Origin of the sequence: Arthrobacter sp. E3, assembly GCF_017353415.1 — a bacterium.
Taxonomy (GTDB): domain Bacteria; phylum Actinomycetota; class Actinomycetes; order Actinomycetales; family Micrococcaceae; genus Specibacter.
In genome coordinates this window covers 1-10855 of the sequence record NZ_JAFMPX010000063.1, presented here as the reverse complement: position 1 = coordinate 10855, position 10855 = coordinate 1, and the positions used below count along the sequence as shown (strand labels likewise).

The 10855-nt window shown below is 60.2% G+C and carries 10 protein-coding genes; 8 read left to right on the top strand and 2 right to left on the bottom strand.

All coding sequences use genetic code 11. The features are described from left to right. Nucleotides 1-106: 106 nt before the first annotated feature. Complete coding sequence (locus tag JMA46_RS16465) at nucleotides 107-1078, bottom strand: hypothetical protein (protein ID WP_207346431.1); 972 nt, start codon at nucleotides 1076-1078, stop codon at nucleotides 107-109. A gap of 370 nt (nucleotides 1079-1448) precedes the next feature. Between JMA46_RS16465 and JMA46_RS16460 the strand changes: the two genes are divergently transcribed. The 6 genes from JMA46_RS16460 (at nucleotide 1449) to JMA46_RS16435 (ending at nucleotide 8047) form a co-directional block, all read left to right on the top strand. Further along, a complete protein-coding gene (locus JMA46_RS16460) occupies nucleotides 1449-2465 on the top strand; it encodes a thiamine-phosphate kinase (protein WP_207346430.1) in 1017 nt (338 codons plus the stop codon). Nucleotides 2466-2505: 40 nt separating this feature from the next. Then, the gene (locus JMA46_RS16455; protein ID WP_207346432.1) at nucleotides 2506-3444 is read left to right on the top strand and encodes a DAK2 domain-containing protein; all 939 of its coding nucleotides are present in this window, start codon (nucleotides 2506-2508) and stop codon (nucleotides 3442-3444) included. Then, nucleotides 3431-5665 carry an ATP-dependent DNA helicase RecG gene (locus JMA46_RS16450; protein WP_207346429.1) on the top strand — a complete coding sequence of 745 codons (2235 nt, stop codon included), beginning with the start codon at nucleotides 3431-3433 and terminating at the stop codon, nucleotides 5663-5665. The genes JMA46_RS16455 and JMA46_RS16450 overlap by 14 nt, the downstream gene beginning before the upstream one ends. Nucleotides 5666-5701: 36 nt before the next feature. Then, a complete protein-coding gene (gene rsmD / locus JMA46_RS16445; RefSeq protein WP_207346428.1) occupies nucleotides 5702-6280 on the top strand; it encodes a 16S rRNA (guanine(966)-N(2))-methyltransferase RsmD in 579 nt (192 codons plus the stop codon). 224 nt (nucleotides 6281-6504) lie between these two features. Next, nucleotides 6505-7800 (top strand): flotillin family protein, encoded by a 1296-nt coding sequence (locus JMA46_RS16440; RefSeq protein WP_247647390.1) that lies wholly within the window; start codon nucleotides 6505-6507, stop codon nucleotides 7798-7800. 4 nt (nucleotides 7801-7804) lie between these two features. Further along, on the top strand, nucleotides 7805-8047 hold the full coding sequence (locus JMA46_RS16435) for a hypothetical protein (RefSeq protein WP_207346427.1): 243 nt from the start codon (nucleotides 7805-7807) through the stop codon (nucleotides 8045-8047). A 33-nt stretch (nucleotides 8048-8080) separates the two neighbouring features. Here the strand turns inward: JMA46_RS16435 and JMA46_RS16430 are convergent, their stop codons facing one another. Next, nucleotides 8081-8671: a cysteine hydrolase gene (locus tag JMA46_RS16430; protein ID WP_207346426.1), complete on the bottom strand. Its 591-nt coding sequence runs from the start codon at nucleotides 8669-8671 to the stop codon at nucleotides 8081-8083. Between the two features lie 232 nt (nucleotides 8672-8903). Between JMA46_RS16430 and JMA46_RS16425 the strand changes: the two genes are divergently transcribed. Then, a complete protein-coding gene (locus JMA46_RS16425) occupies nucleotides 8904-9923 on the top strand; it encodes a Gfo/Idh/MocA family oxidoreductase (protein ID WP_207346425.1) in 1020 nt (339 codons plus the stop codon). A 275-nt stretch (nucleotides 9924-10198) separates the two neighbouring features. Next, nucleotides 10199-10732 (top strand): hypothetical protein, encoded by a 534-nt coding sequence (locus JMA46_RS16420; protein ID WP_207346424.1) that lies wholly within the window; start codon nucleotides 10199-10201, stop codon nucleotides 10730-10732. Nucleotides 10733-10855: the final 123 nt, after the last annotated feature.

Here is a 10855-nt window from a genome sequence, read left to right as displayed (position 1 = left end):
GGCAGGAAGCAACGAACACAGACCAGCGGCAGGTCAACTGGCAGTTCACGACCGCAGACGCCCGCATCAAGCTGCGCCACCTTTACCCCGAGCATTCAGAAGGAAATTAGAAGCGACGCTCTACTAGAGCTCCTGCGCCCCAAAAAGGGTGCCCCACACCAAGGCGGACACCGGCGATCAAGCCAACAAGTACCAAAATGAACACCATGGAGCAGTACAGGTCGAGCCTACTTCGCTGCTCATCATGCTCCCCGCGGAGCGACACTGGCAGTAAATCAAATACTTTTTGTATGAAACTCTCGACAGGGCGTCGATTTGTTTTGTCCTCGTAAGACCGCAAGACGTTCCCGAGGCGGGTAGGAAGAACGCGCTCATCAGCTGGGAAATCCCTAAGTCGCTTGTCGATATTAATACGCTGTCGCAGTGGCTCACCTGGAGCCCATTTCTCCCAATTGAACCTACTGATAAATTCTTTGTCAATTTGTTCTAGGGAAATGGTGCTATCTTTGCCCAGTGCCTGTGCGCCAATAGCTAATATCATATCTTCTGAAATACGAGGTGATTGACCTTTTAAGATCAATGAGGTTTGAACTTTTCGTATTTTTTTGCGGGCCCCTTTCCATGCGAGTTTCTGTTGTTGCTTGTACTTTGCTGCGAGTTTTCTTCGCTCTTTTCGATATTTGCCGCAGCGCCACTTAGCAAAAAATTCTGCGACGAGACTTGTCCCCCAATATCCTTCTAGTATGCGGATGGCTTCAAATTCGAATGCTTGACTGATAACGGTGACGACTACGATTCCAACGATGAATAGGCCGGCGCCGCCCCAACTAATGGCTGCCATGGAAGTCAATGCCTCACGTAGTGTATCGGCGGGGTTTAAGGGTGTGGAAGACCCGTCGAGTATCATTCCTAACTCGAAAATGAACGCAGTGCACAAGATTAGGGCAGCGGCTGGAAGCCATGCGCTCAATGAAAGCTGATCCAGCACTTTCGCCACCAACTGGGAGAGTGTGTCACTCGCCTTGCCAGTTTCTTCGGGTTCAGGTGCTGGGACTTGTCCTGATTGATTTGTGACCATAGCTCATCTTGAACCGTGCAGTCGCAAAAGGTGACTATTACGCGATTTTACAAGCGTGTGTCGCGATGGGTGCGAGAATTAGGGGATATGTCACGCATTTTACCAGATTGACGATGCCTCTATTTTGTTATGAGAACGGAGAGAGGCCCGCGAATATATATCGACAATGTCCCAAGTATTAGGCTGAGGGCTGACGGGCGAGAGACCCGTTGCGCTGGAACTATCGTTGCGGAATAAATAGGTCATATGAATGGTGGATCTGGATGATTGTCCGTACGGGAAGCAATTCCTAAGGGAATATTTTTCGGGGAGCACGGTGTTATGCTTCCAACGTTCCGCCAATGTCCCAGCGTGGCGCTACGGTTAAAGCATGACCCTCACCGTGGCCCAACTATCCGAATCCGAGCTCCTGGCGCGCATCTTTCCGCGCCTGCACGCCGGAAGCTCCATGCTGCTGGGCCCCGGCGACGACGCCGCCATCATCGCCGCGCCGGACTCCCGCACCGTCATCTCCATCGACACCCAGGTCCAGGACAAGGACTTCCGCCTGCTCTGGCCCAACGGCAGCACCAGCACCGGCTACGACGTCGGCTGGAAGGCCGCCGCCCAAAACCTCAGCGACATCAACGCCATGGGTGCTTCCGCCACGGCCATTGTCCTCAGCCTCACCTTGCCGGGCACGACGCCGGTCAGCTGGGTTGAGCAGCTGGCCGAGGGCTTGAGTGCCGCCATTGTTGCGCTCGGGGCACCCCAGTGCTCGGTGGCTGGGGGAGACCTGTCCGGCGGCAGCGAAATCGTGGTCACCGTCGCCGTGACAGGCACCCTCGAAGGCCGCGACCCCGTGCTGCGCAGCGGCGCCCGGGCAGGGGACCAGATTGCGGTGTGCGGCAACATGGGCTTCTCAGCCGCTGGTTGGGCGCTGCACGAAAGCCATGTTCCAGCGCAGGATTTCACCCCCGGGCTGGCTCGGGCTGCCCAGCTGTTTGCGCGACCGGAGCCGCCGCTGGCTGCCGGGGTGCTGGCTGCGCGCGCTGGCGCGACAGCCATGATGGATATTTCCGACGGCCTGCTCAGGGATGCCACCAGAATGGCAACAGCGAGCGGCGTGGGCCTGGATCTGGATCGTGCGGTTCTGTCACGGGTGGCTGAAGAGCTGATCGAACCTGCCCAGCTTGTGGGCGTTGATCCACTTGTTTGGGTGCTGACCGGAGGCGAAGATCATGGATTGTTGTCTACGTTCCCGGCGAACACTCCGCTCCCGGGAGGCTTCATTAGGATAGGCTCGGTGTGGTCTTTGGGTGCGGCTGAAGTTGCTGTGACCATTGACGGACAGAATTTTGAAGGCACCGTGGACGGTGCTCTGGGATGGGATCATTTTGCAGTCTAAGATCGCCGCAACTGCACCCGTGGTTCGCCGTTGGCTGGCCATGGCCGAACAAACTTTGGCCAACCACAGCGACCGGCTCAACGCCATCAACATCTACCCGGTGGCGGATGCGGACACGGGCACCAACCTGTACCTGACGGTCAGGGCCGCAGCGCAGGCACTGGCGAACCTCGAACCTTCGGACGTGGGTGTCACCACGGCCACCGCGGGGCGGGCGGCGATGGAACACGCAAGGGGAAACTCCGGAACCTTGCTCTCCGTTTCACTGGTGGCCATGGCTGAACCACTCGCTGGCGCCCAGCGCCTGAGCGGCCCGCTGCTGGCGGCAGCGCTGCATCGGGCTCAGTTGCGTGCCTGGAGTGCGCTGAGCGAACCCATGCCGGGGACCATCTTGTCCGTGTTGGAAGCTGCGGCCCGCGGAGCCAAAGCAGTGGGGGCCAGGCAGAACGGTGATGAATCCAACCATGCACTGGCAGAGACCATCAACGGGGCTGTCGACGCCGCCCGCGAAGCAGTAGTGCTGACCGAGTCCCAGTTGGAAGTACTCACGCATGCCCACGTCGTGGATGCCGGCGGTGTGGGGCTGCTGCTCATCCTTGACTGCCTGCGCTCGGTGATCCTCGGCGAGCCCTTGCAGGAAGACTTGTTGGACGGGTTGTCCGGCTACAAGGTCCAAGACCCCAACATTGCCCTCAACATGCCGGAGCAGGAAGGCGTTGAGGTCATGTGCAGCATCTCCCTAACACCACTGGCCGCTGCCGGGCTGCGCATGGAATTGGATGACCTTGGCGACTCCGTCATCATGAGCGCCGTGTCGGAGGAAGCAGACGCGAACGGTTCCTACCCGTGGCGGCTGCACGTGCATGTGCCCTCCTCGGGTGTGGCGCTGGACGCCATCCGTGCTGTGGGTGATCCAAGCAACGTCAGCATTTCAGCGTTAACCGCCACTTCTTCCGACGACAGTCATGACCTCCTCTAGCGCCGGCGGGCCCAACCCGGCAAGCGTCCCGGCAACCCCCTACCCAGAGCTGGGGTGGGAGCTTTCACGGCTCGTTGGGTCGCCGTCGGCCAAGGCAGTGGCCAAGGCCTTGGACATCACCACGGTGGGGGAAATGCTCCACCACTTCCCACGCCGCTACCTGGCCCGCGGCGACCTGACCGACCTTGACCAGCTGGTGGTGGATGAGGAAGCCACCATCCTGGCCCGAGTGGTGGAGCTGAAGACGCGCTACATGCAAACCCGCAAGGGCACCATCAGCGACGTCACCATCACCGACAATTCCGGCCGGCCCTCGGGGTTGAAGATCAGCTTCTTCAACGGCTTCAAGGCCAAAGCGGAACTTCAGCCCGGAGTGCTGGCCATGTTTTCCGGCCGCGTCTCGCTCTACAACGGTGCCAAGGTACTGACAAACCCCGGTTACGTCCTGCTGCCTGACGACGAACTGGCCGAGCACGAGGCTGAGGTCCAGTCAGCCAAGCCCGTGCCGATCTACCCTGGCACGGCCAACTTCCCGAGCTGGAAGTCGGAGAAGATCATCCAGACGCTTCTTCCCGCCCTCGAGCTGGAAAAGATCCCCGACCCCATCCCCAAGCACATTGCCGCACGCGAAAAACTCATGCCGCTGTGGGAGGCCTACACGCAAATCCACGCCCCCACCGACATGGACTCCTTTCCGGCTGCCCGGAAGCGGTTCCGCTACCAGGAAGCACTGGCCTTGCAAACGGTGCTGGCGCAAAAGCGCTTTGAGGCCATGCACCTTGACGCCACCGGGAGACCGACTGTCCAGGGCGGGCTGCTTGACGCCTTTGACGCTTCGCTGCCCTACACGCTCACTGCCGGGCAGCAGGAGATCGGCACATTGATTGCTGGCGAGGTGGCCGCGGGGCATCCCATGCACAGGCTCTTGCAAGGTGAAGTGGGGTCCGGCAAGACGGTCGTCGCCCTGCGGGCCATGCTCCAAGTGGTCGACGCCGGCGGGCAGGCCGCGTTCCTGGCCCCCACCGAAGTGCTCGCCGCGCAGCACCTGTATTCCATCACCGAACTGCTGGGTATCCTGGGGGCCGGGAAATTGCTCGGTGGCCCGCACGCCACCCAGGTAACGCTGCTCACCGGGTCCATGCCATCCGGAACCAAAAAGAAGGCACTGCTGGCGGCGGCATCCGGGGAAGCCGGCATTGTCATTGGCACGCACGCGCTGCTTTCGGACAATGTGCAGTTTGCGGATCTGGGCCTCATTGTCGTGGACGAACAGCACCGCTTTGGCGTGGAGCAGCGTGATGCGCTGCGGGCCAAGGCACTCAAACCCCCGCACTTGTTGGTCATGACCGCCACCCCCATCCCGCGCACTGTCGCCATGACCGTGTTTGGCGACATGGAAGTATCCGAGCTGACCGAGCTGCCCGCCGGGCGCACCCCCATCACCACCCACGTGGCGCCCATGGCCGAGCACCCCGGGTGGGAACCACGGGTGTGGGCCCGTGCCCGTGAAGAGATCGACGCCGGGCGCCAGGTCTACGTGGTGTGCCCCAAGATCGGCGAGCTGCCCGATGACGCGGACATTCCGCCCACGGAAGGCGACGGCCGGCCCATGGCCGGGGTACTCGACGTCGTGCGCTACCTGCGTGAACTGCCTGCGCTGTCCGGGAAGTGCATTGAGGTGCTACACGGGCGGCTGGACTCGCAGGATAAGCAGGGCACCATGGCTGCATTCGCGGCCGGAGAGATCGACGTCCTCGTCGCCACCACCGTTATTGAAGTGGGCGTGGACGTGCGCAATGCCACGCTCATGGTGGTCCTTGATGCGGACAGGTTCGGCATCTCCCAGCTGCACCAGCTGCGCGGGCGTGTGGGGCGCGGCGGGCATGCCGGAACCTGCCTGCTCGTGACAAATCTTGAACCCGGGCATCCAAGCCGCAAGCGCCTGGACGCCGTAGCCGCCACCAGCGACGGCTTTGTGCTGGCGAAGAATGACCTTGAAATGCGGCGTGAAGGCGATATCTTGGGGGCGCGGCAGTCGGGTGGGGTCAGTGGCCTGCGCATGCTCAGTGTTCTGCGCGACGAGGCACTGATTGAACGGGCCAGGCATGACGCCACCGACCTTGTCAGCAAGGACCCGGAACTTGAGTTTCATCCCGCGTTGAAGCTTGAAATTGACATGTACCTGACGGAGAAGAATGAGGCATTCCTTGAACGTGGCTAGCAAAAGCAACGTGGCTGGCACAACAGGTGCACGCGCGTGAGCCGGATCGTTGCTGGCGCTGCGGGCGGCAGCCCCTTGGTGTCCGTGCCGGGGGATGCCACGCGTCCCACCACCGACAGAGTCAAGGAAGCGTTGTTTTCGCGACTCGAATCCATGAACATGCTGTCCGGTACCCGCGTCCTGGACCTGTACGCCGGCTCTGGCTCCCTCGGCGTGGAAAGCGCCAGTCGTGGGGCTTCCTCGGTGGAATTGGTGGAGTTCAACGACAAGGCTGCGGCCGTCTGCCAACGCAACGCCGAACTCGTCAACAAGGTACTGGGCACCAAAGTAGTGCGCGTCCAACGCAGCAAAGTGGAAGCGTTCATGGCGCGCGCGGCAGAGGCCGGGGTGGACCAATGGGATTTGGTGTTCATGGACCCGCCCTACCCGCTGACCGAGGACGAACTTTCAGCCGTGCTTGAACTGCTGGGGCCGCGGCTGAGTGCCTTTGCCGTGGTGGTGGTGGAACGCTCCGCGCGCACTCCCGAACCCGCCTGGCCGGCATCCTTGGAGCGCTTCGCCGAGAAAAAATACGGCGAAACGCGTCTGTGGTTTGCTGAGCCGGCGGGGGACTGAGCAGCAGCTCCGACAGTTGTTGAGGCGCAGGAATTGTAGCCCGCAAAAGCACAGTTAAAGTCAAGAATTGCGGAGTATTTTTGGTTGTGTGGAATCCATCTTAACGGAGGCTTCCACCGCTGAAAGGACTTCGGTCATGCAAAACTTCACCCCGTTCATTCCGTTCGTCGTCGTGGTGGTTGCCCTGGTCATCGTGGCGCTGCTGCTTAGGGCTGCCGTGAAAAATGATGTGGAAGGTGGCGGAGCCCAACGAGGCATTGATCATCTCCGGGTTCACACGTGGAAGCGCAGGAACCACAGACGGCATGGATTTCAAGATTGTCACCGGTACAGGAGCGTTCGTACTCCCGGGCCTGCAGACTGTCCGGGCATTGTCCCTGACCTTGAACGAGACCGAGCTGCAGGTCAATTGCGTGACCTCACAGGGCATACAGGTAGTGGTCCAAGGTGTTGTCATCTTCAAGATCGGGGACTCCACACCCTTTATAGCCAATGCAGCCCGGCGCTTTTTGGGCCAGCAGGCCAAGATGGAAAGCCAGGTGTACAACGTTTTTGAAGGGCATCTTCGGTCGATCATCGGCAGCATGACCGTGGAGGAGATTATCCGGGAGCGTGACAAACTCGCCTCTCAGGTGCGTAGTGCCAGCGGCACGGAAATGGAAAAGCTGGGATTGGTCGTTGACTCGCTGCAGATCAAGGACTTGGAGGACCCCACCGGATACATCCAAAATCTGGCCAAACCGCACATCGCGCAAGTCAAAATGGAGGCCAGAATTGCAGAGGCCACCAGCAACCGGGAGGCAGCCGAAAAAGAAGCCGAAGCCGCATCCCTGATTGCCGATGCACAAAGCCTCTCAGCCATCAGACAGTCGGCAGCCCAAGCCAACGCAGAGACAGCCCGTGCGAACGCCGCCCAAGCAGGACCGCTGGCAGATGCCACGGCGCGCCAGCAGGTTGTGGTTCAGGAAACCGAAGTGGCGAAACTTGAAGCGGACAGGGAAGAACAGAAGCTTCAAACCACCATCCGCAAGCCAGCCGACGCCAGGGCATACTCCCAACGCACGGAAGCTGAAGCGCAAAAGTCCGCTGACATCAGCGCTGCAGAGGCCCGGGCCAAAAAGACCGAGCTGGAAGCGCAGGCCAACGCGACGGCGGCTGCTGCCACCGCGGGAGCGACACGCCTTACCGGCGAGGCTGAGGCCGCCGCAACGAAAGCCCGCGGCGACGCGGCTGCATCCTCCATCAAGGCCAAGGCGTTGGCCGAGGCAGATGGCATCAAGGCCCGTGCCGAGGCGCTGGGAACGAACCAGGACGCCGTCATATCCCAGCAGCTGGCTGAAAACATGCCAGCCATCGTGGCGGCTGCGGCGGAGCCCTTCGCGCATGTGGGCCAACTGACAGTGCTCAACGGCGGAGACGGCATCAACAACATGGTCGCAGGGATCATGTCACAGGTGGGCAGCTACCTCCCTGAATTAACGGCCGCACTGAAGCGCCGGCCCCCAACGAATCAGGATTGATGGCATGCGTAGCGAGCTGGACAGGAGCCTGACGGGGAAAATTGGCCGTGTTTCGGGCACCGTTGGGCCGCAGACTCTGGGGGAAGTCATGCTGGAGGTGCGCGGGGGTACGTCTGGATACCCGGCCCGCCCTTACGACGGAAGTACCATTTACAGTGTGGGCGAGCGGGTTCTCGTCATGTACTTGGAACCGCCACAAACCGTCTATGTCGAGGCCCTGCCTGAATTTCTTCAACATCCCCAGTAGTAGTGTGGCGGCACAGGATCCTGCCTCAGGTGGTCAACGTGCCCAGGTCAGTTCCTTGGAGTTCGTGATCGAGGCCAGAAGCCCGAGCGATTGGATGCTTGCGGCGTGGGCATCCGGGGTTGCGGCCGAACAAGCATCTTCCACGATGGCCACGTTATAGCCGTGGTCCGAGGCTGCACGTGCAGAGCTTTCCACCGAGATGTTGGTGGCGACTCCGGCGAAGACCAGAGTTTCGATCCCTTGGGCTGCAAGGATTTTTGCAAGCTCGGGTGTGAATCCGCCTACTCGTTGATTGGTCACCACCAGATCATTTTCCTTCGGCGTGAGTGGTTCTATGAAGTTCGTGGATTGGGCCCCGTGCTTGAGGGATCCCCTTTCCCGCGCGATCTGCAGCAGTGGGGAGTTGGCATTCAAGTCGCTGTAGTCGGGGCTGTACGCGATCTGTGTGTAGATCACTGTTGCGCCCGCTTCCCGGGCGCTGTCCAGGAGGCCCGAGAGCTTGTTCACGACACCACGGTTCACCACTTCGTCGTGGAAAAAGTCAGCAAAGGCACCGTCGGCGCCAATGATGTCGCCTTGACAGTGGATGGCGATAAAGGCCGTCGTTTCCGGATCAAGATTCATATCAATGCCTCACTTCTGCATGGTATTTGATGTGGTTTTCTCCTTCAAAGTGCCTGAATGGCGACTCGAAATGCATCGCACAGCTCGGCTGCCCACGTCTGGCTCACCGTAGCTGTTCTGCCTGGATATGTCATGTGGGGCCATGACGAAGTCCCCTATGACCCCGGGTAGTAAGGTGGGGCCTGTCTCATGATTGACCGGCATCAGGTCTCACCTACACTTGGGAGTCTTCGTGAATCAACTACGGATCGGTCTTATTGGTGCCGGTGGCATAGCCGGAGCGCACATTGCCGGGTGGCAGCAACTCGGGGCTCATGTATCTGTGTATTCACGGTCCGGTGCTGCCGCTCTTGTCGAGCAATATGGCATTGACGATGTGGGCTCGCTTGAGGCCCTGTTGGAAGTCTCGGACATGGTCGGGATACTCACACCCACCCCCTCACATTATGGCTACGCCATGGCAGCTTTTGCCGCAGGCAAAGACGTGATCTGCGAGAAGCCGCTGGCTGAAACGTTTGAACGCGCAGCCGTGATGGCCAATACCGCACTGGCCGCCGGCGTGCGGCTGTTCCCAGCCCACGTGGTGCGGTTCTTCCCCGACTACGAATTGGCGAAGGAGCAACTGGACAGCGGAGCGGTCGGAGTTCCGGCCGCATTGGAACTGAGCCGGGCCGGGGCAGCCCCAGCTGCTGGATCCTGGTTCTTCGACGAAGCGCGAGGCGGCGGCATTGTCCGCGACCAGATGATTCATGATCTTGACCAGGCTAGTTGTCTTGCCGGTGACGTTACCCGGGTGTATGCCGAGCAAGACCCGCCCAGCGTTGACGGGATACTGCCGCGCCCCGTCACAGCACAGGTTGAGTTGACGCATCAGAACGGTGCTATCAGCCAGTTGCTCGGCGAATGGGGCCCGGACACGTTGCGCTTCAGCACGAGCCTGCGCGTTGAAGGCCCTGACGGGATCATCTCCTTTGCTTCTCCACGCAACGCTGGCGGTATTGAGGATGAACAACCTTCCGAAAACGGCATCGCTGGCTATCTGCCAGAGTTGGATGTGGCTGACAGTCCCTACACACGTCAAAATGCCGAATTTGCCGCAGCCCGCACATCAGGAAAACCTTCGCGTGTCAGCCCGGCAGAAGGTGTCATCGCCGTGGCGTTGGCCGAAGCTGCTGCAGAATCCATCCGGTGTGGCCATGCCGTGGATTTTTCCAACGAAGCCGTGCTGGCATTGCTGCATTCTGCGATTTGACGTCCAAAGTGAACATTAGAAAGCTGTGAGCTTCGCCATAGCGCAAATTTCTCTTTGAAAAGCTACTCGGGTTGGACTGTGCCAGCCTCGGTATTTCCGGTAGGAAGCTTGCAGCCATGCGGAAGTGCAGTAGGGCGCGGCGCGCAAAGCGATGGAAGTGGAATCACATCCTTGAGCATGAACGGCAGCCTAAATGTGCTCGATTATGAGAGAATCCGAGCTTTTTCGCCACCTGCCAAGTTTGCCCCAAGGTGCCGGTGGGCAATCATCGATACATGACCACTCAGAAGAAATCAGCTAAAAAACTTTCCCTGCCGCTCTTTGCAGGAGTCACTTTGATGATGCTGGGCCTGAGCCTAGCCGGATGTTCCACGAATGACCCGGCTCCGGCCGCCAACTCCACGAGCACTGTCGATGCAACGCAGGGGGCCGCTGTGCCTGCCATGGATCCCGCTACGCCGGCTGCCGCCACGGCAGCCCCGGCCAGCCAAGAAGCTGCCGCTGAGCGAAAGGTGACTCTCCATGTTGAAGGCGCAAAGAGCGATGCGCTCGTCAAAGCCCTGGTGGTCACCGCCGACGGCAAGGAAAGCGGCGGGGAGATGAAGACGGAGCAACTGCCGTTCAACCAAGAACTCACCTTGCCAGCAGACTCCACGTTCACCAAGATCCTGGTTCTGGGCAAGTACGCCTCGGGGGCCACAGGCGAAATCTCCTGCTCCATCAGCATTGATGGCAAGGAAGTTGCGGCACAGAAGTCCGACAACCACAAGCCCGCAGAGTGCCTGTTCGTCGAAAAGGGTTCCAACTAGGTGTGTGGGTCAGTAGCGTTTTGATGGGCGGGCTGGTGCCGGCGGGAATTTGGGCTGGAGTTGAGCATTTTGGTGCTGCGGCCGGCCGGGAGCGATGAAAAGGGGGTGGGTGCCCTGCGAGGA

Coding starts and splice junctions, on each gene's coding strand:
- JMA46_RS16465 (WP_207346431.1), bottom strand. CDS start 1,078: ATGGTCACAAATCAATCAGGACAAGTCCCAGCACCTGAACCCGAAGAA.
- JMA46_RS16460 (WP_207346430.1), top strand. CDS start 1,449: ATGACCCTCACCGTGGCCCAACTATCCGAATCCGAGCTCCTGGCGCGC.
- JMA46_RS16455 (WP_207346432.1), top strand. CDS start 2,506: ATGGCCGAACAAACTTTGGCCAACCACAGCGACCGGCTCAACGCCATC.
- JMA46_RS16450 (WP_207346429.1), top strand. CDS start 3,431: ATGACCTCCTCTAGCGCCGGCGGGCCCAACCCGGCAAGCGTCCCGGCA.
- JMA46_RS16440 (WP_247647390.1), top strand. CDS start 6,505: ATGATGTGGAAGGTGGCGGAGCCCAACGAGGCATTGATCATCTCCGGG.
- JMA46_RS16435 (WP_207346427.1), top strand. CDS start 7,805: ATGCGTAGCGAGCTGGACAGGAGCCTGACGGGGAAAATTGGCCGTGTT.
- JMA46_RS16430 (WP_207346426.1), bottom strand. CDS start 8,671: ATGAATCTTGATCCGGAAACGACGGCCTTTATCGCCATCCACTGTCAA.
- JMA46_RS16420 (WP_207346424.1), top strand. CDS start 10,199: ATGACCACTCAGAAGAAATCAGCTAAAAAACTTTCCCTGCCGCTCTTT.